The organism is Streptomyces sp. NPDC048507, assembly GCF_043199995.1.
Taxonomy (GTDB): Bacteria; Actinomycetota; Actinomycetes; order Streptomycetales; family Streptomycetaceae; genus Streptomyces.
This window is the reverse complement of the sequence record NZ_JBICWZ010000026.1, coordinates 14,392-40,949: the sequence shown is the minus strand read 5'-3', so window position 1 is coordinate 40,949 and position 26,558 is coordinate 14,392. Positions and strand designations below refer to the sequence as shown.

The following is a 26,558-nucleotide window of genomic DNA, read 5'->3' as shown; positions in this document are numbered from 1 at the left end:
GAATCTCTCGGAACCTCTCGGGCTGATGCAACTCCAGGGTTGCACGTCCCCCGGCGACAAGCAACCGGAAGGTTGCGCGTTACCTGGCCCACTCCACCGCGAAGCCGAACCAGACGGCCTTGACGCAGTCCCCCTGCACGACCGCCGCCCAGTCGTCGGCGTGGGCGGCGACGAGCAGGAGCCCCCGCCCCCGGGTCGCGAGCGGCGGGGCGGTGCCGGGCTCCGGCCACCGTCCGGGCTCGCAGTCGAAGACGCAGACGGTCACCCGGGACGCCGAGAAGGTGACCTCGACGGCGATCTCGGGCGAATCGGTGTGCAGGTAGACGTTGGTCGCCACCTCGGACGCGCACAGCCGCGCCCGCTCCCCCAGCCGCCCGCACCCGTTGGCCCGCAGCACGGACACCACCCAGTCCCGCACGACCCGGACCGCATCGGCCCGCCTCGGCGCGACCATCCGGTAGACGACCCCTCCCCCCGGGGCGGGTTGGGCCTGACGTAAAGCGCTCGTGTTCATCTCAACGGTCTCCCCACGCGACGACTCGGTCCCGCTCCGCGCGACCCGTGTCCCTGGTCCGCCGTCCACCCCAACAGGGCTGCGGCCGACTGCACTTCGGGCGCCGTCCGGCTTCCCGGCCCCTGGAAGGTAGGGCACAACATTGGGACGGCGCAACAGTGGTACGCACGTAACATCCGATCGAGTGGACCCGGGCCTGACAGGGCGGCACACTCGTACCCGGACACGAGGGAGGGGCCATGCCGCCAAGGAGCTACCCGACCGCCCGCCAGCGGCGGTTGGGCGCCGAGCTGCGCAAGTTGCGCGAGAAGGCCGGCATGAACGGCGCGACGGCAGCCGCGTACCTGGGCGGCGAACGCGCCCAGATCAGCCACATCGAATCGGGTCGCTACGGAGTCAGCGACGAGCGCGTCCGGCGGCTCGCCGCCCACTACTCGGCGACCGACAAGCACCTCGTCGACGCCCTGGCGGGCATGGCCGAGGAACGCGGCAAGGGGTGGTGGGACGAATACCGGGGACGCCTCTCGCCGGGGTTCCTCGACGTCGCCGAGCTGGAGTTCCACGCCACGCACATCCGCGTCATCCAGATGCTGCACGTCCCGGGACAGCTCCAGACGGAGTCCTACGCCCGGAGCCTGATCCGCAGCGGGATGTCCGACCTGCCCGCGAGCGAGGTGAACACGCGCGTCGAGCACCGGACCAGGCGTCGCACCATCTTCGACCGACCCCGCCCCACCCCGTTCGAGGCGTTCATCCACGAGGCCGCCCTGCGCATGCGGTACTGCGACGCGGACGTCATGAGAGAACAGCTCGCGTTCCTGGACGAGGTCTCCCACTGGCCGTCCGTCACCGTCCGCATCATCCCCTTCGACCGGCAGATCACGGGCTCCGTGCACTCGATGCTCTACGCAGGGGGCGCCATTCCGGCGCTCGACACCGTCCAGGTCGACAGCGCCTTCGACGGCGGCTTCCTGGACGCAGAGGCTCAACTCGCCAAGTACCGGGGGTTGCTCGAATCCATCGAGTCGATCGCGCTCGGACCTGAAGAGTCGAGGGAACACATTCACCGCATCGCTCAGGAAGTGTGAGTCAAGGCGCATGACCGACGGAATCAAATGGCAGAAGTCCTCGTTCTCGGGACCGGACGACAATCAGAGCTGCGTTGAGCTGGCGCCCGCCGCCGGCACGATCAAGCTGCGCGAAAGCGACGACCCGGACGTGGTGGTGACCACGAGCGTGGAGAAGCTGCGCGCGTTCATCCTCGGAGTCAAGGCAGGCGAGTTCGACCACCTGATCTGACGAACCCCCATCACGAGTGCCCCCCATCCGAGCCGGTGAGGGGCACTCTGCGCGTCCCGGCGCAACTTTGGGACGTCGCATTGTTGCGACGGGGCGTCGCGTGACGCTACCGTCGCCGTACGTCACGGACCCAGCGGCCCGCCAGGTCGATCCGCGGCGCAACTCCCGCCAACTATGCGCCGGTTGGCGGGAGCCTCCCGCCGCGCCCTCCGCCTGCCGTCAGGACTCGGAGGGGGCGACACCCCGCGTCGGCAGGAGAGCCGCACATGCACGCGCACCCCGACCCCCCGGCCCACGGCGTAGCCCTCCACACCGGCTACTGGTTCGAGTCCCTCTGCCACCACGACGCGTACGGCGGGGCACCCGAGCTGCTCTACCGGGTCATGCTGGACACCCCCGCGCACGCCATCCGCCTGGGCCGACGGCGGCGGCCGCGTCCAGGCCCTGGCCGCCCTCCACCGCGGCGAACCCGCCGGCTTCAGCATCGTCCTGCGCGACGGCACCCGCCCCGAATGGCGCGTCCGCCCCATCCGCCAACTCCCCGCCCTCCCCGGCCGAAGGCCGCCCTGCGCGTTTGCGCCCGAAACTCCCGCCGGGTAGACAGGAGCACGACAATCCAGGGTCTACCTCCCGGGGGCGGGGCAGAAGTGACTGATCACGTACCGATCAATCCGTGCACGATTCCGCAGTTCACGGGTGATCTGGACGCGTTGCAGCAGGATCACACGGCGATCACTGCGGCGGCGGGGACGTTCCGTGACGCGGGTTCGAACGTGGATTCCGAGTTCCAGGGGTTGTCGGCGTTCTATTCGGCGCCGGAGGCGGCGCAGTTGTTCGCGACGACGAAGCCGGTGAAGACGGACAGTGATTTCTTCGCGGATCAGCTGGAGTCGGCGGCGAAGGCGCTGGGTGAGTACATCACCGAGGCGCGGCCGATCGTGGCGCAGCTGAAGACGCTCCAGGCGAAGGCGACGACGTTCAGCAGCAAGATCAGTGGGGATGAGCACTGGAAGGACGACGGGGACAAGATCGATGAGAACAACGATCTGATCCACGACGTCAACGCGGCGGTCTCGGCGTTCTGGGCCGCGGAACGCACCTGCGCGAACAAGATCCGGTCCCTGTATGGCGATCCGCCGTTGACGGCGGACGACGGTTCGCACGGCGCGAACATGTACGGGTACAAGGGCGAGGACCTGAACAAGGCGCAGGACCTGCCGTGGGGTTCGCAGCTGGAGGAGACCCACCGCTGGTACGAGGTGGGGCACTGGGTCAAGTCGTTCGTGTGGGACGGTCTGATCGTCGACGGGATCTGGGGCACGATCCGGGGCCTGGGCACGCTCGTCGGTGTGGACGGCTGGGACAAGGCCGGTCAGGCGTGGACGGGGCTGGCGAAGCTGGCGACGGGTCTGGCGATCATGTCGGTGCCGGGGATGAGCACGGCGTTCTGGATGGCGGACGACAAGGACCTGCCGGGCTGGATCCGGGATTCGCGGACGGCGGTGAAGGAGACCGGCAAGGCGCTGGTGGCGTGGGACGAGTGGGGCAAGAACCCGGCGCGGGCGGCGGGCGCGGTCACCTTCAACGTGCTGACGACGGTGTTCACCGGTGGTGCGGGGACGGCGGCGAAGGCGGGCGGTGTCGCGAAGGTCCTGTCGGTGGCGGGGAAGGCGGGCCGGCTGATCGACCCGATCACCTACATCGGCAAGGCCGGCTCCCTCGCGAAGATCAAGATCGGTGATCTGTTCGCGAACCTCGGCAAGGCCGACGGCGCGTTCCCCAAGCTGGACGACGTGATCTGGAAGGACCTCCCGAAGGCGGACGCTCCGGGGGTCACCTTCCCGCACCCCGAGGACACGGTCCGGCTCCCGGACGACGCGCTCGGGCGGCCGCAGTACTTCGACAAGACGACGAACCAGCTGTTGGACCACCAGGGCGTCCCCAAGCAGGACCTGACCTCGGTCCCCAAGGGCTCCGACCACCCGCTGGCCGAAGTCCCCAAGCACGAACCCGTCCCGGCCACCGTCGGCGCCCACACCGCGGACGTCACCGCCCACACCCCGGCCGGCACGGCAGGCCACACCCCCGGCGGCGTCGCGGACAACACGGCCCACAACACCCACACCGAACCCGGCGGCGGAAGCCCGACCCACCACGGCGGCACCGACCCCACCCACACCGGCGGCACCACCCACACCGACACCCCCACCACAGGCGGCGGCGGCCACGACGGACCGACCGTCCCCCACCAGGGCGGCTCCAGTCTCCCCGACGACCTCGGCCACGGGCCCGGTCACGGCGGCCCCGATCCCGTGACGCCCGGCCACGGCGAACGCCCCGAGCTGCCCCCGCACCGGGACAACGCGCACGACTACACCACCGCCGAACGCAAGCAGATCATGGAGTACCAGGTCCACCGGGCGAACGATCCGACGGACGGGTACCGGAAACAGCACTACAACAAGCTCGGCCACCGGCTCAAGCTCCTCCCGGACCACACCGGGCTGGTCCCGCCGCAGCTGGTCGAGGTCTCGCCGGGCAAGTGGATCCCGAAGTCGGAGCTCCCGCCGCCGGTCCCCCCGAACTACCTGGACGACGCCAAGACGGTTGCGCACGACCACCCCACGGTCACCGCGCAGATGACCGAAAGGCTCGACCACGCGGCGAAGGAACGTTGGGACGCCATGCAGGCGGACAAGAAGCCGCACACCGATTACACGGACGCCAAGACGGCCCACAAGGCGGCGGGCACGAACGAGACCCTGGCCGCCATGGAACAGGCCAGAGCCCACCACAAGCCTTTCCACGAGGCGCTGTCGAAGAAGAGCGAGCTGTTCGGCGAGACGGTCGCCCGCGAACACGCGATACCGAAGGAGTTCCCGGGCGCCAAGGAGGAACCGGTCTTCGGCCCGGCCAACGGCAACGATCAGTTCGACCAGGTCTACAAGCACGGGGACCGGTACGTTGTGGTCGAGGCCAAGGGCAACGTCAACACCGAACTCGGCGAACGGCGCATCGGCGCCGACCGGGTGTCTCAAGGTACGCGCCCGTACTTCAAGGACATCCTCAAGCAGATGGAGAAGCGCGCCAGGACGAACCCCCTGGAAAAGGCGCTCTTCGACAAGCTCGACGCCGCCTTCAAGGCAAACAAGATCGATTACGTGGTGATCAAGGGCGCCGACAACACCGGAACGTACACCGGCCATACGATCCAACGGTTCGACATCAGCAAGTGACAGGGGAGAACATGACGGTCATCGTGGAGAGCCATGCCCGCCCCGCGCCCGAGAGCGCGGACTGGGTCAGGAGCCAGGACGAACGGCTGGTCGCGAACATCGACGAGCTGGCCACTCTCCCGGGAGAACTCGACCGGGTCTGGAACCAGGCGGACCTGCACGTGCAGTCCCGCACGCTGGTCGATCCGACCGCCGCCGAGCTGACGACCTGGGAGACGGTGGTCGATGCCGCCCAGCTGGGCTCGGCGCTCTTCCGTACCGCGGGGATGACCGAGGGCACGGCTCAGTGCCGGATTCACCACGCCGTGCGCACCCTGCCCGCGACGGGACCGAACCACGATGCGCGCGCCTCGGCCTGGCTCCAGGCCTTCTGGTACGCGATCATCACGCGGGACCAGCCGCGCATGACGGAGCTCTGCGAGCTGCCGCTCGACGTGCTGCGCGCCGCGGGCGCGGATCACGACGACTACCTCTACCACTGGGTCGCCACCCTCCAGGCCTACTGGCTCAAGCGCCCGGAGCTGGTGGAGGAGCTGACGGCGACCTTCGACCGCTCGCACCCCGACGTGGCGGTGATCGCGGGCCGGGAGTACATCCAGCAGGTGGCGTACCCGCCGATCAACCTCTTCTACAAGTTCCTCCGCAAGGACGAGGAGGGGTTCCACGCGACGCTGATCGAGGCCCTCGAACTCCACAGGCAGTACTGGACGGCCACCCCCGAGCGGACCGAGGACATCGACGGCCGGGTGCCGGTCGCCATCCTCGCCGTCGCCTGCCTCGCCTACGACGGCGGGATCCCGGTCGGGGTCGAGTCCCCGTACCTGCCCGAGCACCTGCTCAAGCGCTCCTGGGTCGGTGAGTTCGAGGTGTGACGCGAGCCGGCGTCGTGGTGACCTACGGGTGGCGGCGTGCGTTCGTGCGCACCCCGAGCGCGGCACGGCAGCCGCCACCCCACGACCCGCACTCGTCAAGGCAAGGACCCTTGGCGTCCCCTCGCGACGAATCGCTCACCACCAGGGTGATCACCCGGTGACGAACCGTCAACACCTCGTTAGAGGTACACGCGCGGTTCCCGGCAGCGGGCAAAGTTTTCGTCCGGAACCTTCGCCTCCGACGGCTCCGCCCGGTCGATCTCGCACCAGATCCGTTTGCCCGCGCCCTCGCGCTGCCAGCCCCACCGGTCCGCGAGACCGTCGACCAGTTCCAGGCCGCGGCCGCCGGTGTCGTCACCGGCGGCGCACCGGCGGGCCGGGGCACGGTCGCTCGCGTCGGCGACCTCGACCCGCACCCCCGGCCCTCCGAACAGCATCCGCAGCACGGCCGGACAGCCCGTGTGCACGACCGCGTTCGTGACCAGCTCGGAGATCAGCAGGATCAGGGTCTCGGCGAGCGGTTCGTCGTCCCCTATCCCGGACCCCGCCAGCCTGGAGCGCGCCCACCGGCGGGCCCTGCCGACCTCGGCGGGGTCCGGTCCTACCTCCAGCTGTACCTGAAGCACCTGCACCGCTCACACCATCCGAACCGGCGGACACTTCGCCTCGCGACGGGGCGGGATCACGGAACGTGATCCCCTTGTCGAGCAGCATGGTTGACATACAGTCACCACAACAAGCGCTTCGGGCATATTCCAGCGCGAAGGAGTAGGCGTGGTGCATACTGTGCGGCGCTCGCGCCGCTCAACCGCTCGCATTCGTCGGAGCGTACCGGAGCACACCCCTGCCTCCGGCCCGTATCGGGGTGGGCGAAGGACACAAACCGATATCAACTCTCTGTAATCAGACATGCGTCCCGCACCGTCCTTCCCGTGCCTTCACTCCGCGTTCCGTCACGCACTGCTACGACCGGCCCGGCCCGCCGGCCGGCCTCCCGGACCCGCCTACCCCGCCGACTCCGCCAGCAGTCGCTCCGCCAGCAGTTCCTCCGCCTGCGCCGCCGTCCGCCACTGCCGCGCCCGTACCCACGCCCGCTTCAGGTGCAGGTGTACGTCCGCCTCCCAGGTGAAGCCCATCCCGCCGTGCACCTGGAGGCAGTCCCGGGCGCCGCGCACCGCGGCCTCGTCGGCCAGCAGCTTGGCCGCCGCGATCTCCGCGCCGTCCGCCGTGACGGCGGCCGCGTAGAGCGCCGTACGGGCCAGTTCGGCCCGCACCAGCATCCGCGCGCACAGGTGCTTGACCGCCTGGAACGCCCCGATCGGCTGCCCGAACTGCTCGCGCTCCCCCGCGTACCGCACCGCCAGCTCCACCGTCCGCAGCGCGCTCCCGGTCTGGAGCGCCGCCGTCAGCAGCGCCCCCTCGTCCCGGTACGGGCCCGCCTCCCCGGCCGGACCGGCCGTCCGCCACAGCGGGGTCAGCGGGTCGGCCGAGGGCACCGGCTCCCCGGCCGGGAGCGCGCCGCCGAGCAGCGCGTCGGCCTCGCCCAGGTGGGCCACGAGCGGCCCGTCCAGGTCGAAGGCGGTGACCACGGCCGTCCCCTCCGCCGCGCCCGGGACGGACCCGGCGGCCAGGTGCGTGGCCACCAGCGGCCCCGGCAGCAGCGCCCGCCCGGCCTCCTCGAAGACGAGGACCGCCTCGGGCAGGCCCAGTCCGGCGCCGCCCCGCGCTTCCGGCAGGCGCAGCGAGAAGAAGCCCGCCTCGCCCAGCTCCCGCCACAGGGCCCGGTCGAGGGCGCCCCCGGCGTCCACCGACGCCCGCAGGGCCTCGCGTCCGTACCGCCCGGCGAGCAGGCTCCGCACGCCCGCCCGCAGGTCCCGCTGGTCCTCGGTCGGCTGGAAGTCCACGGCGTCACCGGCCCTTCGGGAGGCCGAGGATGCGCTCGGCGACGATGTTGCGCTGGATCTGCGAGGTGCCCGCAGCGATCGTGTACGAGAGGGACGAGAGCCGGTCCAGGACCCACTCCTCCTCCAGCGCCAGGGAATCGGCCCCGAGCACGTCGGCCGCGGCCTCGTACAGTTCCTGCCGCGCGTGCGAGTACGCCAGCTTGAAGACGCTGCCGCCCGCGCCAGGGACGCCGTCCGAGCGCTGCGCCTCGCTGACGTTCCACTGCGTCAGCCGCCACAGGGCCCCGAACTCCCCGTAGAGGCGGCCGAGGGTGCGGCGCAGGACGGGGTCGTCCCAGCGGCCGTTGGCCTTCGCGGCCCGGGCCAGAGCGGTCAGCGTGCGCCGGCAGGCGACGACCTCGCCGACGAAGGCGGTGCCCCGCTCGAAGGACAGGGTCACCATGGTGACCCGCCAGCCGTCGTCCTGCGCCCCGACCCGGTTCGCCACCGGGATGCGGACCTCGTCGAGGAAGACCTCCGCGAACTCGGCCGATCCGGCGAGGGTGCGCAGCGGCCGGACCGTGACGCCGGGCGCGTCCATCGGCATCGCCAGCCAGGAGATGCCCTTGTGCTTGGGCGCCGCCGGGTCGGTGCGCACCAGCAGTTCGCACCAGTCGGCGATCTCCGCGTGCGAGGTCCAGATCTTCGAGCCGGTGACCACGTACGCGTCCCCGTCGCGCACCGCCCGGGTGCGCAGGGCGGCCAGGTCGGAGCCCGCGCCGGGCTCGCTGAAGCCCTGGCACCACACCTCGTCCCCGCGCAGGACGGGCGGCAGCCAGCGGGCGCGCTGCTCGGCGGTGCCCTCGGCGGCGATGGTGGGGCCGGCGTGCAGCAGGCCGACGAAGTTCGCGCCGACGTAGGGGGCGCCGGCGCGTTCGGTCTCCTCCAGGAAGATCAGGTGCTGGGTCGGGGTGGCGCCGCGGCCGCCGGCGTCGACGGGCCAGTGCAGGCCCGCGTACCCGGCGTCGTACAGGCGGCGCTGCCAGCCCAGGTCGTGGGCGCGGCGGGCGGGCCAGTCGTCCGGGGAGGGTTTGGCGGGCAGCTCGGGCAGGGTCTTGCCGAGCCATTCGCGCAGCCGGGCGCGGAAGTCCCGTTCCTCCTCGGTGTAGGTCAGGTCCATCAGCGGACCCGGTCCCGGCCGCGGGCCCGGTCGAGGCCGCGGTCCCGGTCGAGGTCGAGGCCGAGCATGCGGATGGCGTTGCCGCGCATCAGCTTGTAGACGGTCTCCTCGTCGAGTCCCCCCACGTGGTCGAGGGCGACCTCCTTGGTGTGCGGGAAGGTGGAGTCCACGTGCGGGTAGTCGGTCTCGAAGGTGGCGTTGTCGCGGCCGACGACGTCGAGCGAGGCGATGCCGTGCTTGTCGCGGAAGAAGCAGCAGTAGATCTGCCGGTAGTAGTAGGTGGACGGCGGCTCGGGGATCAGGTCGCGGACCCCGCCCCAGGCGCGGTGTTCGCGCCACACGTCGTCGGCGCGTTCCAGGGCGTACGGGATCCAGCCCATCTGGCCTTCGCTGTAGGCGAGCGTGAGCGCCGGGAACTTCACCAGGACGCCGCTGAAGAGGAAGTCCATCATCGAGGCCATGGCGTTGTTGAAGCTGAGGGAGGCCTGGACGGCGGGCGGGGCGTCGGGGGAGGCGGCGGGCATCTGGGAGCTGGACCCGATGTGCATGTTGACGACGGTGCCGGTCTCCTGGCAGACCGCGAAGAAGGGGTCCCAGTAGCCGGAGTGGATGGAGGGCAGTCCGAGGTGGGTGGGGATCTCGGAGAAGGTCACGGCGCGCACGCCGCGGGCGGCGTTGCGGCGGATCTCGGCGACGGCGAGGTCGATGTCCCAGAGCGGGATGATGCACAGCGGGATGAGCCGGCCCCCGCTGTCGCCGCACCACTCCTCGACCATCCAGTCGTTGTACGCGCGCACGCAGGCCAGGGCCACTTCCTTGTCGTGGGCCTCGGCGAAGGTCTGGCCGCAAAAGCGCGGGAAGGTCGGGAAGCAGAGGGAGGCCTCGACGTGGTTGAGGTCCATGTCGGCCAGGCGCGCCTTGGGGTCCCAGCAGCCGCGGCGCATCTCGTCGCGGGTGATGCCCTCCAGGGTCATGTCGTCGCGGTCGAAGCCGACGGCGGCGATGTTGCGCTTGTACGGGAACTTGAGGTCCTCGTAGATCCACCAGTCGGTCGGCGGTCCGTCGGGGTCCATGGTGATGACGTACTTCCCGCCGGTGTAGGCGAGTTCGCCGATGCCCGCGGTGAGGGGCCGGGGACCGCGGTCGCGGTACTTGGCGGGCAGCCAGACGTCGAACAGGTGGGCCGGTTCGATGACGTGGTCGTCGACGCTGATGATCCGAGGCAGTTCCATAGCGCTCCCCAATCTGATGGATCGTCAGAAACAAGCTAGCTCCGCCACCCCTGGACCGACAAGCGCCGGAGCCCTACGCTCTCCGCTTGATCTGACTCTCCGTCAGACATTCGGTTGCCTTGCCCAGGGGAGGTCCGGGATGACGGACGACGGCGGCATGACGGACAGCGGAACGGACGTCGCACCGGCCGGACGGGCCCGGGCGGCCACCGCCACGGAGCTGAGCCGCGCCGCCACCCTCTGGGAACTGGTCGCCCGCCGGGCCGCCCTCACCCCCGACGCGCCCGTCCTCATCGAGGCCGCCCCCGACCCCGCCGACGACCGCACCCTGACCTTCGGGCAGCTGCGCGAGCGGGCCGAACGCGTCGCCGCGGGCCTGTACGACAAGGGCGTGCGCCCCGGCACGGTCGTCGCCTGGCAGCTCCCGACCCGCATCGAGACCGTGCTGCTCTCGCTCGCCCTCGCCCGCCTCGGCGCCGTCCAGACACCCGTGATCCCCTTCTACCGCGACCGCGAGACCGGCTTCGCGCTTCGCGAGGCCAAGGCCGAGTTCTTCGCCGTCCCCGGCGTCTGGCGCGGCTTCGACCACACCGCGATGGCCGCCCGGCTCGGCGCCCGCGGCGTCTTCGAGGCGTACGCGCACCTGCCCGAGGGCGACCCCGCCGTGCTGCCCCCGCCGCCGGCCGACGGCACCGGCGTGCGGTGGATCTACTGGACCTCCGGCACCACCTCCGACCCCAAGGGCGTGCTGCACACCGACCGCTCCCTCATCGCGGGCGGCTCCTGCCTCGCCCACGCCCTGAAGCTGGCCCCCGCCGACGTGGGCTCGGTGGCCTTCCCGTACGCCCACATAGGCGGCCCCGACTACCTGGTGATGCTGCTGCTGTACGGGTTCCCGGCGGTGCTCTTCGAGAAGTTCGCGCTGCCGGACGCCCTGGACGGGTACCGCCGCCACGGCGTGACCGTCGCGGGCGGCTCCACCGCCTTCTACTCGATGTTCCTCACCGAACAGCGCAAGGACCCCGGTACGCGGCTCATCCCGAGCCTGCGCCTGCTGGCGGGCGGCGGCGCCCCCAAGCCCCCGGAGACCTACCACGCGGTCGTCCGGGAACTGGGCTGCCAGCTCACCCACGGCTACGGCATGACCGAAGTCCCCATGATCACCATGGGGTCCCCGGACGACACCCCGGAGAACCTCGCCACCACCGAGGGCCGCCCCCCGCGGGGCATGTCCATCCGCATCACCACCCCCGGCGGCACCCCGCTGCCCGCGGGCACGGACGGCGAGGTGCGGCTGCGCGGCGAGGCCGTCTGCCGGGGCTACCTGAACCACGACGACGACGCCGCGCGGGCCTTCGACGCCGACGGCTACCTGATCACCGGCGACCTCGGCCACCTCACCGCGGACGGCCACCTGGTCCTCACCGGGCGCAGCAAGGACGTGATCATCCGCAAGGGGGAGAACATCTCGGCGAAGGAGATCGAGGACCTCCTCCACCAGCTCCCGGCCGTCGGCGACGTCGCCGTCATCGGCCTGCCCGACCCGGAGCGCGGCGAGCGCGTCTGCGCCGTGGTCGAGCAGCCCGCGGGCGCCGCCCCGCTGACCCTGGACGCGGTGACCGCGTACCTGCGGGCGGGCGGGCTGTCCCCGCACAAGCTGCCCGAGCAGCTGGAGCTGGTCGACGCGCTGCCCCGCAACGACGCCCTGCGCAAGGTCCTCAAGTACCGCCTGCGCGAACGCTTCTCCCGCCCCTGAACGCAGCCCGGCCGGGCGGTGGCAGCAAGCTGCCCGGCCGCTTGGTGCCGCCCGGCGGGACTTCCCGGGCCCCTGCGGCCCGCACAGGATGGTGACCACACCGGAGCGGCGGCGGCACACGCGAAACCCGCCCCGCCCCGGTGGCCACCACCACCGACCGACGAGAGCCCGGGGGCACCGCCATGCCGAAAACCGTCCGTACGCACCACGCCGGGGACGACGCCGGGGACGACGCCGACGACGGTGACGTCACCGGCCGGGGCTGACCCCGTGCTCCTGGTCCGCATCCCGCTGCGCAGCAGCACCGGCGCGGCCGGCACCGAGGGCGGGGCGAACCTCCTCCAGGACGCCCTGTGGGCCCACGCCCGCCCGCCGCACGCCCTCGAACACGTCCGGGTGCGCCCGCAGCCGCGCGGCATGCACGTCGCCCTCTTCGTCCGGGCCGCCGACCCCGCCGCCGCCGCACACCAGGCGTACGGACTGCTCGCCCTCGCCCTCGCGGCGGGAGCGGCCCGCGGCCACCGCCCCGGCCCCCCGGCCTGCGCCTGACCCGTCGCGCCCGGTCACCGCACCACCCCGCCCCGCCCCGCACCACCCCCGTCCGGCCGCACCGCGCCGCACCGCCCGCCCGCACCGCCCGCCTCCGCCCCGCACCCTTCAGGAGCACAGCCATGCCCACGTCCCGCAAGGCCGCCACCCTCCGCGCCGCCTCCACCTCGGCCCTGGCCGCCTCCGCCCTGACGGTGGTACTGTCCGGCCCGGCCAGCGCCTCCCCGCTCACCGACGGCATCGCCGCCACGGCCCGCGCCGAGGCCGGCAACGGAGCCTGCGCCCACGGCGGTTACGTGGGCGGCCCGAACCAGAACAGCAGTTGCAGCGGCGGCCAGCGGACCCACGCCTGGTGCGCCGACTTCGCCGGCTGGGTCTGGGCCCGCAACGGGGTCACCGGACTCTCGGCGCTGAACGACCTGGCCGACAGCTTCTACGGCTACGGCGTCAGGTACGGCACCCTCTCCAGCACCCCGCACGTCGGCGACGCGGTGGTCTACAACCACGGCGGCGGCACCGGCGACGACCACGTGGCCATCGTCACCGCCGTATCCGGCGGCACCGTCACCATCACCGGCGGCAACCAGGGCGGCTACCCGGGCCGCGTCAGCACCAACAGCACCACCAACTGGCGGGTGGGCGCGGCACCCTGGGGCCAGACGATCAGCGGCTACGTCTCCCCGGCGGGCACCAGCACCCCCTCGTACCCGAACCCGGCCTCGCTGCCCGCCGGCACCCTCGTGAAGTCCCCCGGCGCCGCCGACGTCAAGGTGATGATCTCCGGCGCCGGAATCCCCGTCACCGGCTCCGACGTGGCGCCCGACGGGTACGACCTGAGCAAGATCGTGCTGGTCGACGACACGGCCTTCCGCTCGCTGCCCAGTGCCCCGCCGGCCGGCACGGTGGTCCACGACATGGCGGGCGGCAACTCCCGCTTCGTCATCGTCGACGGCGCGGCCCTCGCCATCGGCGGGGCCGACTGGACCGAGGCGGGCTACGACACCCGCCCCGACATGGGCGTCCCGACCGCCTGGCTCCAGGCCGCCACCCAGCGCAAGATCGCCTCCGGCGTCGTCGTGATGGACCAGACGGGCCGGGACCCGAGCCGCTACGTGATGGTGGACGGCGCGGCCCTGCCCATCTCCGGCGCGGAATGGACGGCGAACGAGTACGACCAGCAGATGCTGATGGGCGTCCCCGGCCAGTGGCTCCGCAGCGCGGTGGCCACCCCGCCCGGCAACGGCACGCTCGTGAAGAACTCCTCCGGCGCCGACGCCACCGTCTACGTGATGGCGGGCGGCAAGGCCGTCCCGCTCTCCTACGAGGACTTCACCGGCCTCGGCTACGACCGCCGGACCCTCGAAGCCGCCCCCGGCACCTGGCTGAACGGCGCCGCCGCCAAGGCAGCCCCGGCCGACGGCACGATGCTCCTGCCCCGCGGCGGCGACGGCACCGTCTGGCAGGTCACCGCCGGCGGCAGGAAGCGCGCCATGTCCGCCACCGAGTTCGGCCCCGGCAAGCTCAGCTTCGCCGACGTCATCGGCGTGCCCGCCGCCCTCGTCGCCGCCCTCCCCACCGCCTGACCCGCGGCCGCCGGCCCCCGCCCTCCCACCGGGGGCGGGGGCCCGCGCGTGGCTACAGCCGGCTCAGCGAAGCCGCCGCGAAGAGGACGTCGCGGATCGCCTCGCGGTCGCCGGTCTGGCCCACGGCGGCGTCGTGCGGGGAGACGTGCCCGGCGGCGAGCTGGCAGAACTCGACGCCGTCCAGGGCCACCTCCGCCACCGTGTGCTCCCGCGAGGGCCGCGCCGCCGGGGAGTCCAGGGCGATGTCCCAGGCGCCGCCGCCCGCCCCCTCGATCTCCAGGTGCAGGGTCCGCCCCGGAGCGCCCGCCGCGACCAGGCCGCGCGCCGGACCCGCCAGGCCCGAGCGGCGCCGGACCGCCAGCGCCCCGGGGAGCAGCCGCGCCGCGAGGTCGATCATGCGGTGCAGGTGCGGGCCCGAGGGCGGCCCGTACGGGTAGTCCACCGCCTCGGCGATGTCCCAGGCGTGCACCCAGCACTCGAAGGCCCGCTCCAGGAAGGCGTCGGCCAGCGGCAGGGCGAAGGCCCCGTAGTCCACGTCCAGTTCGGCGGCGCCCCGGCCGGCGAAGGAGACCGTACGGAGCAGGGTGTGGGCCTGCTCGCGCCAGGTCTCGCGGACCGTGCCGGTGGCCGCGTACGCCGCCGAGCTCCAGAAGTGCTCCGTACGCCCCTCGGGGCCGCCGCCCGGCGGGGCCTGCGGTCCCAGCGGATCGTCCAGCCCGAGGGCGGTGGCGACGAGGCCGTCCACCGTGAGCAGGTGCCCGATCACGCCCGCCACCGTGGTCCGCCGCGTGCGGGGCGCCCGCTCCTCGAACCACTTCAGCGGGACCGGGGTGCCCCACTCCGCCTCGCCGAAGTCGCGCAGCAGGGCGTCGAGCCGCGCGGTCTCGGTGTCGTACGGGTTCGCCCAGACCGGCACCGGGATGCGCGCCGGGCGCCTGCCGAGGCAGTCCTCCAGCACCCGCGACCGCAGCAGCGGCTTGAGGTCGAGGGTCTCCTCGGGGTGCAGCAGGCCCACGGCGTCCCGCAGCCGCAGCGCCTCCTCGGCGCAGGGCGCGCACCCGGTGAGGTGGTCCTCGACGGCCCGGGTCTCCTCGGCGGAGCAGGCGGCGAGCGCCCACGCCCCGAGCAGGGACTTCAGCACGCCGTGCGTCCGGGGCCGCTGCTCGGCGCCGGGCCCGGGCCCCACGGGCGCCGGTCCGCGCGCGGGCTCCCGCACGGCCGCGGACTCCGGTACGGACGCGGGCTCGCCTGCGGGCCGGGCCGCCGGCTCCGGTGCGTGCGGGGGCGCGGGCTCCGCCGGCCGGATCCGGGCGGCGCGCAGGCCCTCGCCGGCCGGCCGGGAGCCCGGTATGCGCGCGGCGCGCGCCGGCCGCTCGTGGGCATCGTCGGGGGTGCCTTCGGCGGGGCCGGTCATCAGGTCGTTCCGTATCGGCGCGGGGCGGGGTCCTCCCGGGGAAGGACGTGGGCGGTCGACAGCAGCTGGAGGCCGAGCCGCAGCCGGCGGCGGGCCTCGTCCTCGCTGATGTCGAGGTCGGCCGCGGCCTGCCGGTAGTCGCGGCGCTTGAAGTAGGCCAGTTCCAGGGCGGCGCGCAGCGGTGCGGGCATGGAGGTGACGATGTAGTCGGCGCGGGCGGCCGCGTTGGCACTGCGGACCTTCTGCTCCAGTTCCTCGCGGGAGCCGCGGCCGCATTCGACCTGCCGCAGCCGGTCGACGGCCTGCCCCTGGGTGACGCGGGCGACCCACGAACGCATGGAGCCCTGCCCCGGGTCGTAGGCGTCGGGGTTCTCCCAGATGTAGCCGAAGACCTCGCGGGTGATCCGGTCGGCGGCCTTCTCGTCGCCGAGCACCCGGTGCGCCAGGCCGTGCACGAGGGAGGCGAACCGGTCGTAGAGCTCGCCGAGCGCGGCGGCCTCGCCCCGGGCGAGGCGCTGCTGCATGCGGCGGTCCCAGCGCGGTGGAACGTCCCTCGCCATGGCGCCTCCAGCCGTGTGCCGTCCCGTCAAATGTAGTGCGCACCTGACGGAATGCGCCTGTTTCGGGGAAAGCCCGTGCGGGAGGCGGGACGTACGTGCTAAGGGTCGCGCGCGAACGGGTGTACGCGCCCCATCGCGCTCCCCGTGCGCGGGTTCGATGCGGCCACCTCCTTGACCGCTTCGCTTAACGCTCAGGCCACCGAGGCCGTACGCTCCTGCCTGTCTTGATCTGCACCCCAACTGCACCCCAACGCACATGTGAAGGCGGAACGCCGAATATGGACAGCGCAGAATACGAGCGCAAGATCGCCGCCCGATTCGCCACCTTCGACCAGGACGGGTCCGGGTACATCGACCGGGAGGACTTCATCACGGCGGCCAGGGCCGTACTGGCCGAATTCGGCACCACCGCGCGGTCGGACAAGGGCCAGGCGGTCTTCAACGGCGCGGAGGCGTTCTGGCAGGGCATGGCCGGGATCGCCGACGTCGACGGTGACCAGCGGGTGTCCCGGGAGGAGTTCGTGACCGGGGCCGCGAAGCGGCTGCGCGACAGCCCGCAGCGGTTCGCGGAGATCGCCCGTCCGTTCCTGGCCGCGGTGGTCGCGGTGGCGGACGAGGACGGCTCGGGCTCGGCGACCCCGGCGGCCGCGGCGCGCGTGCTGCGGGTCCTCGGCACCCCGGCGGAGCTGGCCGGCCCGGTCGCGGCGGCCCTCGACGAGGACGGCGACGGCCGCATCCGCGAGGACGAGATCCTGGCGGCCTTCGCGGGCTACTGCGGGGTCGAGGCCCCCGACGCGTGATGCGTGACGCGTGACGCCGACGCCGGGCGGCCCCGGCGGACCGCCGGGGCCGCCGGGGCCGGGAGCTACGCGAAGACGACCGTGCGCGAGCCGTTCAGCAGCACGCGGTGCTCGCTGTGCCACTTCACCGCGCGGGCCAGCGCCTGGCACTCCACGTCACGGCCGATGGCCACGAGCTGGTCGGGCGTGACGTCGTGGCCGACGCGCTCGACCTCCTGCTCGATGATCGGGCCCTCGTCGAGGTCGGCGGTGACGTAGTGCGCCGTGGCGCCGATGAGCTTCACGCCCCGCGCGTGCGCCTGGTGGTAGGGCTTGGCGCCCTTGAAGCTCGGCAGGAAGGAGTGGTGGATGTTGATGATCCGCCCGCTCAGCTCCTTGCACAGGGTGTCGGACAGCACCTGCATGTAGCGGGCGAGCACGACGCACTCGACGTCGCGCTCGCGCACCAGCTCCAGCAGCTGCGCCTCGGCGGCCGCCTTCGTGTCCTTGGTCACCGGGATGTGCACGAACGGCACGTCGTAGGAGCCGACCAGCTCGGCGAAGTCGGTGTGGTTGGAGACCACCGCCGCGATCTCCACCGGCAGCGCGCCGATCCGCGAGCGGAACAGCAGGTCGTTCAGGCAGTGCCCGAACTTCGACACCATCAGCACGATCCGCATCCGCTCGTCGGAGCGGTGGATCTGCCAGTCCATCCGGAAGGAGTCCCCGATCGCGGCGAAGCTGGCGCGCAGCTTCTCGACGGTCACGGACGACTCGGCCTCGAAGTGCACCCGCATGAAGAAGAGCCCGGTCTCGCGGTCTCCGAACTGCTGGCTGTCCACGATGTTGCAGCCGGTCATGAAGAGGTAACTCGACACGGCGTGCACGATGCCCTGCTTGTCGGGGCAGGACACGGTCAGGACGTACTGCTGGGGCTGCGGGTCGCTCATGACGGCATAGCCTTTCACACCGCGCGGGTCAGGATCTTCAGTACGTCGACGGAGGCCGGCCGGTCGTCCGGATCCTCCCCGTCCGCCGCCGCCAGCCGGACGTGCGCCTCGCGGGCCGCCCGTACCGCCTCCGGCCACGCGTGGTGCTCCAGGTACGCGGACACCGGCGCGTCCGGACCGACCTGGTGCAGGATCCGCAGCACCCGCAGCACGGCGAGGTCGACGACGGCCGCCTCCTGGGCGTCGCGGAAGATCGTGCCGACGTACTTCTCGGCGGACCAGCTGTCGAGCCAGGTGTCCTCGACGAGCCGGTACACGGCGTCCGTGACGTCCCCGTACCCTTCGGCGCCCGCCAGCCAGATCTCCTCCTGGAACACCGGGTCGGAAAGCATGTGCAGCGCCGAGCGCACGTTGCTGCGCCAGCGCCACCACGGCATGTCGTTGAGGGGCATGCCGCCCATGGTGGAGGAGCGGCCGCCGCGGCGGGAAGAGTTCTTCGAACCTTGGGCGAATGTCACGCTTTCGATCGTACGTTCCCCCCACCTGCGATCTTGAAGCACCTGTGCGCCGGCGGTCCCCCCGCAATTCACCTCGGCGTCACCGAATGTTGTGTACACCTCACCATCCAGTTCCCCCTCGGGCGGAATGGTCGCTGGACATGACCTCTCGCAGACGCGCAGCCGTCTTGTCCCGCCTGCTCCTCGCTTCGGCACTGGGCGCGTGTCTCACCACCGCGTGCGGGGTCCTCCCCGGGGGCTCGGCGGCCTCCGGCGGCACCCTCACGGTCATGACCTTCGCGCCGATGGGCACGAAGGCCACCAACATGCCCGGCATGCCCGGCATGGCGAAGGCCTACGAACGCTGGGTCAACGCCAACGGCGGCATCCACGGCCGCAAGCTGCGCGTCCTGACCTGCAACGAGAAGAACACCCCGACCGGCGCCGCCGACTGCGCCCGTCAGGCCATCGCCGAGAAGGCCGTCGCCGTCGTCGGCTCGTACAGCCAGCACGGGCGCGCCTTCATGGCCCCGCTGGAGGCCGAGGGCATCCCCTTCATCGGCGGCTACGGGGTCTCCGCCGAGGAGTTCCAGAGCACCCTGTCCTACCCGGTCAACGGCGGCCAGCCCGCCCTGCTGGCCGGCGCCGGGCACCAGCTGGGCAAGGCCTGCTCCCAGGTGTCGCTGGTCCGCCCGGACACCCTCGCCGGGGACTCCATGCCGATCCTGCTGAACGCGGGGCTGCGGGCCAACAAGATGCCGGACGCCTCCGACATCCGGGCCGCCGAGGACGCCGCCGACCTCACCCCGCAGGCCCGGGAGGCCCTGGCCGACGGCTCGGCGGGCGGCCCGGCGAACACGCCGTCGGGCAGCCCCTCGGGCACGCCGTCGGGCACGCCGTCGGGCAGCCCGGCCAAGGACGGCAAGGACGGCAAGGGGACGGGGACCGGAGCGGCGGCCGCCGCCGCGGCCAAGGAGGGCAGGCCCTGCGTGACGGCCGTCCTGGGCGAGCGCACCGAGACCTTCTTCGACGCCTTCCGCCGCCTGGACGGCCAGCACCGCAACCCGCAGATCGCCTCCGTCCTCGGCAGCATCAGCCAGGGCCTGGTCGATCGCACCGGCGGCAAGGAGAGCCCCTTCGAGGGCGCGTACGTCACCAGCTGGTACCCGGTGTCCACCGATCCGCTGTGGGCGCCGATGCGCAAGGTGATCACCGAGCAGGCCTTCGGCGACGACACCGTCGACCCCGACGACAGCGGGGCCCAGACGACCTGGATCGCGTACACCGTCCTGAACGACGTCGTGCAGCGCTTCAAGGACGGCGAGGAGGTCACCGCCCGCAAGCTGACCCGGGCGCTCAACCAGTCCGAGAGCGTCAAGACCGCAGGCCTCACCCCCGACCTGAGCTGGCGCTACCAGGACATGCGCGCCGTGGCCGGCTTCCCCCGGCTGGTCAACGGCCGGGTCAGCTTCCAGATCGTGCAGGCCGGCCGCATCGTCGACCAGCCCGGCGAGGCGCCCCAGGACATGACCCCGACGCTGGAGCAGGCCCCGCGCTCGGCGTGAGCGCGGCCGGCCCCGCTCAGAGCTCGGACTTGTCCCGCTGCGGGAGGCCGTACTTGGACGCGATCGAGTTCCACAGGCCCGCCGCCGACTCCTTGGACTTGGTGGCCTCGCCGCTCGACCGGTTGCCGTCGGCGGCGTTGTCGGTCGACTTCGCCTTGCCGTCCTTGCAGGCGCCCTTGTCGTGGCTCATGTCGTCCGCCCAGTCCGCGTAGCTGTCGTCGGCGGCCGCCGACGCCTTCCAGGCCTTGGTGAGGGCCGCCGAGAGCCGCGCGTGGTTCGGCAGCAGGTCCACCTTGAGCTCCTGGAGCCGGGTGACGAGCTCCTCGCGCTGGCGGGACGCGTCGCGCAGGTCCTCGCCCGCCTGGCCCAGGTTCTTGCACTCCTTGATGTCGTCCACGGCCTTGATCACCGAGGCCCGGCTGTCGTTGCTGTCCGCGAGCAGTTTGTCCAGCTGGACGGCCTGCGGGCGGGCCGGGTCGACGGGGGCCTCCCCCGCCGCGCCCTTGGCCGAGCCGGTGGACGCCGGAACCACCGCGCCCGGGTCGTTGTTCTGGGCCTTGCCGTTGCCGAGCAGCGCACCGACGCCGAGTCCGGCGACCGCCAGCCCGAAGACCCCGGCGGCGATGACCACGGGCGAGATCCGCCGCCCGGCCGGCGGGGGCGGCGGGGGCGGTGCGTACTGCTGCTGCGGGGGCGGCGGGGGCTGCTGGAGCGGGGCCCGGCGGTTCTGCGGCGGCGCCTGGGGCGGTGTCCGCCGGGGCGCCGGAGCCTCGGCCCGGACCGGCGGCAGCTGCTGGGTGTGCCCGGCGGCGGCGCCGTCGTCGGCCCGGAACAGCGAGTCGAAGCCCTCGGCGGCAGCGGCGGGGTCCACCGGGGCTGCGGGCACGGGCGCCATGTACTGCGTGGCCGCCTCGGCGTGCCGCGCCGCGGCGCCCGCCGGATCCTGCGCGGCAGCGCCGGGAACGGGCGGGATGAACTGCGTCGCCGCCTCACCCGGATGCGCGTCGGCAGCCGGGACGGGGGCTATGAACTGCGTCGCCGCCTCACCCGGATGCGGCCCGGCGCCCGGAACGGGGGCTATGAACTGCGTCGCCGCCTCACCCGGATGCGGCCCGGCGCCCGGAACGGGGGCTATGAACTGGGTCGCCGCCTCACCCGGATGCGCGTCGGCAGCCGGGACGGGCGGGATGTACTGGGTGACCGCGTCGGGCAGGGGCGGATAGCCGTAGCCGTGCGGGTCGCCCGGGCCCTCGAAGCCGGGTCCGACCACGTGCCCCTCGGGCGGGTACCCGTACGCGGGCTGACCCTGCCCGTACTGCGGCTGCCCGTACTGCGGCTGCGCGCCGTACGGCTGCTGCTGCGGGTCCTGCCCGTACGGGGGCTGCTGCTCCTGCCCGTACTGCTGCTGGGGCTGCTGCGGCTGCTGCCCGTACGGGGCCTGGTGCGGCGGCGGGTAGCCGTACCCCGGGCCGCCCCACGGCTCGCCGGCCCCCGGCGCCGGCTGCGCCGGGTACCCGGGATCCGGCTCCGGCCGTGCCGGATCCGGCGCCCCGGGCCGGGGGACGCCCCCTTGTCCGCTCTGCGTCGTCACCGGAACTCCTCTGCCTTCTCCGACTTCCCCTGAACCTGCGGAACCGTCGGGTCACGCTACCCGGTCACGCCCCGGACACGTCAGGCCACCTGAACCTCCAGCCGCGCCCCGAACTCCCGCACGGCCGCTTCCTCCCGGTACGGCTCCAGCCGCGTACGGAAATCCTCCAGGTACTCCGCACCCCGCCTCGACCGCAGCGTCCCCAGCAGTTCCGCCGCCTTCGTCGCCGTCTGGCAGGCCTGCTCCACCTCCCGCTGCTGCACCTGCGCCGCCGCCAGCAGCAGCAGCCCGATGGCCCGCCGCCGGGCCTTGGTCACCGGCAGGCCGCGCAGCGCCTCCTCGGCCCGCCGGCCCGCCGCGTCGGCCTGGCCGAGGTCCCGGTGGCAGTGCGCCAGCTCGTCCGCGAGGTAGGCCCGGTCGAAGTGGCGGATCCACACCGGGTCGTCGCCCGACTCCGGCTCCGCCCGCTCCAGCGCCGTCACCGCCCGGCCCGACAGCACCGCCGTGGCCCTGGCGTCGCCCAGCAGCGCGTGCCCGCGCGCCTCGGCGGCGTAGAACATCGCCTCCACCCTCGGAGTGACCTGCCCCCGGGTCCCCTCCTGGGCGGCCCGCGCCAGCTGCGCGATCTCGCGCGGGTTGCCCAGCTCGGCGGCGAGGTGGCTCATGGAGGCGGCCAGCACGTAGCCCCCGTACGCGCGGTCGCCCGCGGCCTGGGCCAGCCGCAGGGCCTGGATGTAGTAGCGCTGGGCCAGGCCCGGCTGCCCGGTGTCCACCGCCATGTACCCGGCGAGTTCGGTGAGCCGGGCGACGGCCGCGAACAGCGCCCGCCCCACCGGCTCCCGGTAGGAGCCGCCGATCAGCCCGGAGACCACCGAGTTGAGGTAGTGCACCACCACGGGCCGTACGTGCCCGCTGCCGAAGCGGTGGTCCAGCTCGGTCAGCGCCTGGGTGGTGGCGCGGACGGCCTCCACGTCCGACATCCCCACCCGGGCCCCGCCGTTGCGGGCCACCTGCGGATCGGCCCCGGTGATCAGCCAGTCGCGGCTGGGCTCGACGAGCGCGGAGGCGGCCACGCTCGACCCGGAGAGGAAGTCGCGGCGTCCCACGTCGCTGCGCCACAGCTCGCAGACCTGCTCGATGGCGCCGACGACGGTCGGGGAGAACTGCAGGCCGACCCCGGAGGCGAGGTTCTTGCCGTTGGCCATGCCGATCTCGTCGATCGTCACGGTCCGGCCGAGTTTGCGGCCGATCGCCTCGGCGATGATGCCGGGAGCCCGGCCGCGCGGCTGCTGCCCGCGCAGCCAGCGGGCCACGGAGGTCTTGTCGTAGCGGAGATCGAGGCCGTGCTCGGCCCCGCACATGTTGACCCGCCGGGCGAGCCCGGCGTTGGAGCACCCGGCTTCCTGGATGAGCGCCTGCAGCCGTTCGTTCGGCTGACGGGCGACGAGAGGCCTGGCTGCCATGAGAAAACCCCCTGAAGCCGCGGGAGAGCGTTGGAATGATCACTTCCCGCCTGATGTGCGGAGAATCTTCCCCTCCGCGTCGCGTAGCTACCCAGGGACCGCGCCCCGTCCTTCGATGCGCCCCCGCCCGTGCACCGGTGCGCCCCGCATGCAGGATCGATGCACCGCCCACCGGCTGGTTTACGCCCGTAACCCCCGGTGACCGCGGGAGTTGTGATGGGCGTGGAAGAGACCATCGGAGTCACGGAGACCGCGCCCATCCCCAAGCAGCGTGGGGAGCAGCTGCTGGACCATGCGGTGCGGTACGTGGAAGAGCGGCACTGGGACGTCTTCGCGGGTACGTGGCTGGAGCACGGCGACGGCCGTGAACTGTGCTCCTGCGGGTCGGCGGACTGCCCGGCGCCCGGTGCGCACCCCGCGACGAAGGACTGGGCGGCGCAGGCCTCGGGCAGCGCGGTGGGCGTCCGCCGGATCTGGGCCAAGCACCCCGGGGCCTCCATCCTGCTGCCGACGGGCCGCACCTTCGACGCGCTGGACGTCCCGGACGCGGCCGGCTTCCTGGCACTGGCGCGGCTGGAACGCATGCAGCGCACCCTGGGCCCCGTCACCCTCACCCCCGGCCACCGGATGCTGTTCTTCGTCCTGCCGGGCGCCGGTGCGAAGGTCGCGGACCTGGTGCGCAAGCTGGGCTGGCTGCCGCACGCCCTGGACCTCGTCGCGCGGGGCGAGGGCGAGTACGTGGCCGCGCCGCCCACCCGCTACGGCGGCCGGGGCCCGGTGCAGTGGGCCCGCAAGCCCACGCCCGCGAACCGGTGGCTGCCGGACACCGAGGAGCTGATCGACGCGCTCGCGTACGCGTGCGGCAGCGAGGCGGCGGCGGCCCGGGGGCGGCGCCAGGGCTGAGGGAGGGCCGAGGGCCCGGCCGGGACGTCAAGGCCCCGGCGGTGTCACCACTGACATACCTGCCCGCAAGTTCATGACATACGTAACTGCTCTCGCCCCGCCCCCTGCTCCTAGGGTGAAGAACGTACGACCACGGGGATGAGAACGAGAGGCAGGCGCATGCCGGACCAGGGTTATGCGGCAGGCGGTACGGACGGGGTGGACGGGGCGCGACCGGCGCCGTCCGCCGCGGCGGTACGCGTAGAGGGACTGTGGAAGCGGTTCGGCGATCAGGTGGCCGTCGGGGGGATCGATCTGGAGCTGCCCGCGGGCCGGTTCATCGGACTCGTCGGCCCCAACGGCGCCGGCAAGACCACCACCCTCTCGATGATCACGGGCCTGCTGCGGCCCGACATGGGCCGGGTGACCGTCGCCGGACACGACGTGTGGGCCGACACCGTCGAGGTGAAGAAGCGGATCGGCGTCCTGCCCGAGGGCCTGCGGATGTTCGAGCGCCTCTCCGGCCGCGAACTCCTCGGCTACATGGGCCGGCTGCGCGGACTGCCCGGCGAGGAGACCGACAAGCGGGCCACCCAGCTCCTGGACGTCCTCGACCTCGCGGGCTCGCAGCACAAGCTCGTCATCGACTACTCCACGGGCATGCGCAAGAAGATCGGCCTCGCCGCCGCCCTGCTGCACAACCCCGAAGTCCTCTTCCTGGACGAGCCGTTCGAGGGCGTCGACCCCGTGTCGGCGCAGACCATCCGCGGGGTGCTGGAACGTTACACCGCGTCCGGTGCGACCGTCGTGTTCTCCTCCCACGTGATGGAGCTCGTCGAATCGCTCTGCGACTGGGTGGCCGTGATGGCCGCCGGGCAGATCCGCGCCGCCGGCCCGCTGGCCGACGTACGGGGCTCCGCGCCCTCCCTGCAGAGCGCCTTCCTCGAACTCGTCGGCGCCCAGGACCGCGCCGCCGGGGACTCCCTCGACTGGCTCGGCGGCGCACGATGAGCGCCGCCGGCACCCTGGCCGCGACGGCCCCCGTGAGCAGCGCCGCCGAGGTCCCGCTCACCGGGCTGTTCGTCCGGCTGAAGCTGTCCCTGCTGCGCAACGGGCTCAAGGGCTCCTCCAAGCGCAAGGCCGTCTGGATCGCCAACCTGGTCTTCTGCCTCGTCGTCGGCTTCTTCGCCACCCTCGGCCTGTCCTTCCTGCACGGCCACCAGCACGCCGCCACGGTCGTCGTGCTGCTCGCGGCGCTGATGGCCCTGGCCTGGGCGGTCATGCCGCTCTTCTTCCCCTCCGGGGACGAGACGCTCGACCCGAGCCGGCTGGTGATGCTGCCGCTGCGCCCGCGTCCGCTCGTACGGGCCCTGCTGGCCTCCTCGCTCGTCGGCATCGGCCCGCTGTTCTCGCTCTGCCTGGCCGTCGGCTCGGTGGTGGCGGTGGCGCGCGGCGCGGCCGGCGCGGTGGCGGCGGTGGTGGCCGTACCGCTGCTGCTCCTCGTCTTCGTGGCGCTCGCCCGCGCCGTGGCCACCGCGAACGTACGGCTGCTGTCCAGCCGCAAGGGGCGCGACCTCGCGGTGCTGAGCGGGCTGCTGATCGCGGTCGGCGCCCAGGCCGTCAACTTCGGCGGCCAGCGCCTCTTCCAGGCCGGCGGCCTGACCCAGCTGGAGCCGGCCGAGGCAGTGGTGCGGTGGCTGCCGCCCGCGACGGCCGTCGGCATGGTCGACTCGGCCGGCCGGGGCGCGTACGGCACGGCCGCCGCGCAGCTGGTCCTCACCCTGGCGGCGCTGGCGGGGCTGCTGTGGTTCTGGGAGCGCAGCCTGACCAAGCTGATGGTCACCCCGGACGGCTCGACCCTCGCGGCCGCGGCGCCGCGCAAGGAGCGGGACGGGGCGGGCGGCGTCTGGTCCTTCCTGCCGGACGGGCGCACGGGCGCGGTCATGCAGCGCACGCTGCGCTACGTGGTGCGCGACCCGAAGACGAAGTCGGCCTGGGTGAGCGCGCTGGCGGTCGGGGCGATCGTGCCGGTCTTCAACGCCCTCCAGGGCACCGGCTCGGTCTACCTCGCCTGCTTCGGCGCGGGGATGCTCGGCATCCAGATGTACAACCAGTTCGGACAGGACACCTCCGCCTTCTGGATGGTCGCCCAGACCATCACCGGCCCGCGGGACGCGTACGAGGAACTGCGGGCCCGGGCCGCCGCGCTGGCCCTGATCGCCGTCCCGTACTCGGCGCTGGTCACGGCCGTCACCGCGGCCCTGCTCGGCGACTGGTCCGGCTTCCCGGCGGCGCTGGGGCTGTCCCTGGCGGTGGTGGGCGCGATGCTGTTCACGGGGGCCCTGGCCTCGGCGCACTTCCCGTACTCGATCCCGACGGACGGCGCCTTCAAGAACGTCGCCCCGGGCCAGGGCGGGCTCGCCTGGATGGGCATCTTCGGCGGCATGGTCGCCTCGGTGGTCGTCAGCGCCCCGGTGATCGTCCTCACCGTCGTCTTCACCGTCTCCGACGGCCTGCACGGCCTGCGCTGGATCCTGCTCCCGGCGGGCGTCGTCTGGGGCACCCTGTCCGCCTGGGCGGGCCTGCGCCTGGCCGCCCCGACGGTCTTCCGCAAGCTCCCGGAGATCCTGACGGCGGTCAGCAAGGGCTGACCCGCCCCACCCACACCCCCAGGGGGTGGCCGGCCCCCGGGCCCGCCACCCCCTGCGCCGTCCCCGGCCCTGCGCCGTCCCCGGCCCTGCCCGGCCCGGCCT

The 26,558-nt window shown here is 72.9% G+C and carries 23 protein-coding genes; 12 read left to right on the top strand and 11 right to left on the bottom strand.

What is annotated here, in order from left to right; genetic code table 11:
- Positions 1 to 79: 79 nt before the first annotated feature.
- Positions 80 to 514 (bottom strand): ATP-binding protein, encoded by a 435-nt coding sequence (locus ACGFXC_RS35545; protein ID WP_393719053.1) that lies wholly within the window; start codon positions 512 to 514, stop codon positions 80 to 82.
- Between the two features lie 239 nt (positions 515 to 753).
- On the opposite strand from ACGFXC_RS35545, the gene ACGFXC_RS35540 reads away from it, so the two are divergent.
- The 4 genes from ACGFXC_RS35540 to ACGFXC_RS35525 all read left to right on the top strand — a co-directional run bounded on the left by ACGFXC_RS35540 (position 754) and on the right by ACGFXC_RS35525 (position 5,921).
- Positions 754 to 1,602 carry a helix-turn-helix domain-containing protein gene (locus ACGFXC_RS35540; RefSeq protein ID WP_393719052.1) on the top strand — a complete coding sequence of 283 codons (849 nt, stop codon included), beginning with the start codon at positions 754 to 756 and terminating at the stop codon, positions 1,600 to 1,602.
- A 10-nt stretch (positions 1,603 to 1,612) separates the two neighbouring features.
- The gene (locus tag ACGFXC_RS35535; protein WP_393719051.1) at positions 1,613 to 1,813 is read left to right on the top strand and encodes a DUF397 domain-containing protein; all 201 of its coding nucleotides are present in this window, start codon (positions 1,613 to 1,615) and stop codon (positions 1,811 to 1,813) included.
- A gap of 647 nt (positions 1,814 to 2,460) precedes the next feature.
- The gene (locus ACGFXC_RS35530) at positions 2,461 to 5,049 is read left to right on the top strand and encodes a hypothetical protein (protein ID WP_393719050.1); all 2,589 of its coding nucleotides are present in this window, start codon (positions 2,461 to 2,463) and stop codon (positions 5,047 to 5,049) included.
- 11 nt (positions 5,050 to 5,060) lie between these two features.
- Complete coding sequence (locus ACGFXC_RS35525; protein WP_393719049.1) at positions 5,061 to 5,921, top strand: immunity 49 family protein; 861 nt, start codon at positions 5,061 to 5,063, stop codon at positions 5,919 to 5,921.
- A gap of 179 nt (positions 5,922 to 6,100) precedes the next feature.
- Here ACGFXC_RS35525 and ACGFXC_RS35520 read toward each other — a convergent pair whose 3' ends face one another.
- The 4 genes from ACGFXC_RS35520 to ACGFXC_RS35505 all read right to left on the bottom strand — a co-directional run bounded on the left by ACGFXC_RS35520 (position 6,101) and on the right by ACGFXC_RS35505 (position 10,216).
- A complete protein-coding gene (locus ACGFXC_RS35520; protein WP_393719048.1) occupies positions 6,101 to 6,553 on the bottom strand; it encodes an ATP-binding protein in 453 nt (150 codons plus the stop codon).
- 372 nt (positions 6,554 to 6,925) lie between these two features.
- Positions 6,926 to 7,825 (bottom strand): acyl-CoA dehydrogenase family protein, encoded by a 900-nt coding sequence (locus tag ACGFXC_RS35515; RefSeq protein WP_393719047.1) that lies wholly within the window; start codon positions 7,823 to 7,825, stop codon positions 6,926 to 6,928.
- A 4-nt stretch (positions 7,826 to 7,829) separates the two neighbouring features.
- A complete protein-coding gene (locus ACGFXC_RS35510; RefSeq protein ID WP_393719046.1) occupies positions 7,830 to 8,984 on the bottom strand; it encodes an acyl-CoA dehydrogenase family protein in 1,155 nt (384 codons plus the stop codon).
- Positions 8,984 to 10,216 carry an amidohydrolase family protein gene (locus ACGFXC_RS35505; protein WP_393719045.1) on the bottom strand — a complete coding sequence of 411 codons (1,233 nt, stop codon included), beginning with the start codon at positions 10,214 to 10,216 and terminating at the stop codon, positions 8,984 to 8,986. The genes ACGFXC_RS35510 and ACGFXC_RS35505 overlap by 1 nt, the downstream gene beginning before the upstream one ends.
- A gap of 157 nt (positions 10,217 to 10,373) precedes the next feature.
- On the opposite strand from ACGFXC_RS35505, the gene ACGFXC_RS35500 reads away from it, so the two are divergent.
- From ACGFXC_RS35500 to ACGFXC_RS35490, 3 genes are all read left to right on the top strand, one after another.
- Positions 10,374 to 11,972, top strand: coding sequence for a class I adenylate-forming enzyme family protein (locus ACGFXC_RS35500; protein WP_393719075.1), 1,599 nt, complete (start codon positions 10,374 to 10,376; stop codon positions 11,970 to 11,972).
- A 243-nt stretch (positions 11,973 to 12,215) separates the two neighbouring features.
- Positions 12,216 to 12,521: a hypothetical protein gene (locus ACGFXC_RS35495; protein ID WP_393719044.1), complete on the top strand. Its 306-nt coding sequence runs from the start codon at positions 12,216 to 12,218 to the stop codon at positions 12,519 to 12,521.
- 122 nt (positions 12,522 to 12,643) lie between these two features.
- Positions 12,644 to 14,104 carry a CHAP domain-containing protein gene (locus ACGFXC_RS35490; RefSeq protein WP_393719043.1) on the top strand — a complete coding sequence of 487 codons (1,461 nt, stop codon included), beginning with the start codon at positions 12,644 to 12,646 and terminating at the stop codon, positions 14,102 to 14,104.
- Positions 14,105 to 14,156: 52 nt separating this feature from the next.
- Here the strand turns inward: ACGFXC_RS35490 and ACGFXC_RS35485 are convergent, their stop codons facing one another.
- Entirely contained in the window at positions 14,157 to 15,518 is a 1,362-nt protein-coding gene (locus tag ACGFXC_RS35485) for a maleylpyruvate isomerase N-terminal domain-containing protein (protein ID WP_393719042.1), read from the bottom strand.
- Positions 15,518 to 16,078 carry a sigma-70 family RNA polymerase sigma factor gene (locus tag ACGFXC_RS35480; protein WP_393719041.1) on the bottom strand — a complete coding sequence of 187 codons (561 nt, stop codon included), beginning with the start codon at positions 16,076 to 16,078 and terminating at the stop codon, positions 15,518 to 15,520. Before ACGFXC_RS35480 ends, ACGFXC_RS35485 begins: the two co-directional genes overlap by 1 nt.
- A gap of 278 nt (positions 16,079 to 16,356) precedes the next feature.
- Between ACGFXC_RS35480 and ACGFXC_RS35475 the strand changes: the two genes are divergently transcribed.
- On the top strand, positions 16,357 to 16,878 hold the full coding sequence (locus ACGFXC_RS35475) for an EF-hand domain-containing protein (RefSeq protein WP_393719040.1): 522 nt from the start codon (positions 16,357 to 16,359) through the stop codon (positions 16,876 to 16,878).
- A gap of 65 nt (positions 16,879 to 16,943) precedes the next feature.
- Here ACGFXC_RS35475 and purU read toward each other — a convergent pair whose 3' ends face one another.
- The gene (gene purU, locus ACGFXC_RS35470) at positions 16,944 to 17,807 is read right to left on the bottom strand and encodes a formyltetrahydrofolate deformylase (RefSeq protein ID WP_393719039.1); all 864 of its coding nucleotides are present in this window, start codon (positions 17,805 to 17,807) and stop codon (positions 16,944 to 16,946) included.
- Positions 17,808 to 17,821: 14 nt separating this feature from the next.
- On the bottom strand, positions 17,822 to 18,268 hold the full coding sequence (locus ACGFXC_RS35465; RefSeq protein WP_393719074.1) for a hypothetical protein: 447 nt from the start codon (positions 18,266 to 18,268) through the stop codon (positions 17,822 to 17,824).
- Positions 18,269 to 18,465: 197 nt separating this feature from the next.
- Between ACGFXC_RS35465 and ACGFXC_RS35460 the strand changes: the two genes are divergently transcribed.
- Positions 18,466 to 19,869 carry an ABC transporter substrate-binding protein gene (locus tag ACGFXC_RS35460; RefSeq protein WP_393719038.1) on the top strand — a complete coding sequence of 468 codons (1,404 nt, stop codon included), beginning with the start codon at positions 18,466 to 18,468 and terminating at the stop codon, positions 19,867 to 19,869.
- 16 nt (positions 19,870 to 19,885) lie between these two features.
- Here ACGFXC_RS35460 and ACGFXC_RS35455 read toward each other — a convergent pair whose 3' ends face one another.
- Positions 19,886 to 21,460 (bottom strand): hypothetical protein, encoded by a 1,575-nt coding sequence (locus ACGFXC_RS35455; RefSeq protein WP_393719037.1) that lies wholly within the window; start codon positions 21,458 to 21,460, stop codon positions 19,886 to 19,888.
- Positions 21,461 to 21,540: 80 nt separating this feature from the next.
- The gene (locus tag ACGFXC_RS35450; RefSeq protein WP_351827624.1) at positions 21,541 to 22,923 is read right to left on the bottom strand and encodes a transcriptional regulator; all 1,383 of its coding nucleotides are present in this window, start codon (positions 22,921 to 22,923) and stop codon (positions 21,541 to 21,543) included.
- Positions 22,924 to 23,139: 216 nt separating this feature from the next.
- On the opposite strand from ACGFXC_RS35450, the gene ACGFXC_RS35445 reads away from it, so the two are divergent.
- From ACGFXC_RS35445 to ACGFXC_RS35435, 3 genes are all read left to right on the top strand, one after another.
- The gene (locus ACGFXC_RS35445; protein WP_393719036.1) at positions 23,140 to 23,826 is read left to right on the top strand and encodes a bifunctional DNA primase/polymerase; all 687 of its coding nucleotides are present in this window, start codon (positions 23,140 to 23,142) and stop codon (positions 23,824 to 23,826) included.
- Positions 23,827 to 23,985: 159 nt separating this feature from the next.
- A complete protein-coding gene (locus tag ACGFXC_RS35440) occupies positions 23,986 to 24,816 on the top strand; it encodes an ABC transporter ATP-binding protein (RefSeq protein ID WP_393719035.1) in 831 nt (276 codons plus the stop codon).
- Positions 24,813 to 26,456 carry a transporter gene (locus tag ACGFXC_RS35435; RefSeq protein ID WP_393719034.1) on the top strand — a complete coding sequence of 548 codons (1,644 nt, stop codon included), beginning with the start codon at positions 24,813 to 24,815 and terminating at the stop codon, positions 26,454 to 26,456. Before ACGFXC_RS35440 ends, ACGFXC_RS35435 begins: the two co-directional genes overlap by 4 nt.
- Positions 26,457 to 26,558 lie beyond the last annotated feature (102 nt).

Bases quoted from the DNA above. Each gene is read 5' to 3' on its own strand.
- ACGFXC_RS35545 (WP_393719053.1), bottom strand. From the start codon at position 514: ATGAACACGAGCGCTTTACGTCAGGCCCAACCCGCCCCGGGGGGAGGG.
- ACGFXC_RS35465 (WP_393719074.1), bottom strand. From the start codon at position 18,268: ATGGGCGGCATGCCCCTCAACGACATGCCGTGGTGGCGCTGGCGCAGC.
- ACGFXC_RS35540 (WP_393719052.1), top strand. From the start codon at position 754: ATGCCGCCAAGGAGCTACCCGACCGCCCGCCAGCGGCGGTTGGGCGCC.
- ACGFXC_RS35440 (WP_393719035.1), top strand. From the start codon at position 23,986: ATGCCGGACCAGGGTTATGCGGCAGGCGGTACGGACGGGGTGGACGGG.
- ACGFXC_RS35450 (WP_351827624.1), bottom strand. From the start codon at position 22,923: ATGGCAGCCAGGCCTCTCGTCGCCCGTCAGCCGAACGAACGGCTGCAG.
- ACGFXC_RS35525 (WP_393719049.1), top strand. From the start codon at position 5,061: ATGACGGTCATCGTGGAGAGCCATGCCCGCCCCGCGCCCGAGAGCGCG.
- ACGFXC_RS35535 (WP_393719051.1), top strand. From the start codon at position 1,613: ATGACCGACGGAATCAAATGGCAGAAGTCCTCGTTCTCGGGACCGGAC.
- purU (WP_393719039.1), bottom strand. From the start codon at position 17,807: ATGAGCGACCCGCAGCCCCAGCAGTACGTCCTGACCGTGTCCTGCCCC.
- ACGFXC_RS35510 (WP_393719046.1), bottom strand. From the start codon at position 8,984: ATGGACCTGACCTACACCGAGGAGGAACGGGACTTCCGCGCCCGGCTG.
- ACGFXC_RS35485 (WP_393719042.1), bottom strand. From the start codon at position 15,518: ATGACCGGCCCCGCCGAAGGCACCCCCGACGATGCCCACGAGCGGCCG.
- ACGFXC_RS35480 (WP_393719041.1), bottom strand. From the start codon at position 16,078: ATGGCGAGGGACGTTCCACCGCGCTGGGACCGCCGCATGCAGCAGCGC.
- ACGFXC_RS35435 (WP_393719034.1), top strand. From the start codon at position 24,813: ATGAGCGCCGCCGGCACCCTGGCCGCGACGGCCCCCGTGAGCAGCGCC.
- ACGFXC_RS35460 (WP_393719038.1), top strand. From the start codon at position 18,466: ATGACCTCTCGCAGACGCGCAGCCGTCTTGTCCCGCCTGCTCCTCGCT.
- ACGFXC_RS35475 (WP_393719040.1), top strand. From the start codon at position 16,357: ATGGACAGCGCAGAATACGAGCGCAAGATCGCCGCCCGATTCGCCACC.
- ACGFXC_RS35445 (WP_393719036.1), top strand. From the start codon at position 23,140: ATGGGCGTGGAAGAGACCATCGGAGTCACGGAGACCGCGCCCATCCCC.
- ACGFXC_RS35490 (WP_393719043.1), top strand. From the start codon at position 12,644: ATGCCCACGTCCCGCAAGGCCGCCACCCTCCGCGCCGCCTCCACCTCG.
- ACGFXC_RS35505 (WP_393719045.1), bottom strand. From the start codon at position 10,216: ATGGAACTGCCTCGGATCATCAGCGTCGACGACCACGTCATCGAACCG.
- ACGFXC_RS35500 (WP_393719075.1), top strand. From the start codon at position 10,374: ATGACGGACAGCGGAACGGACGTCGCACCGGCCGGACGGGCCCGGGCG.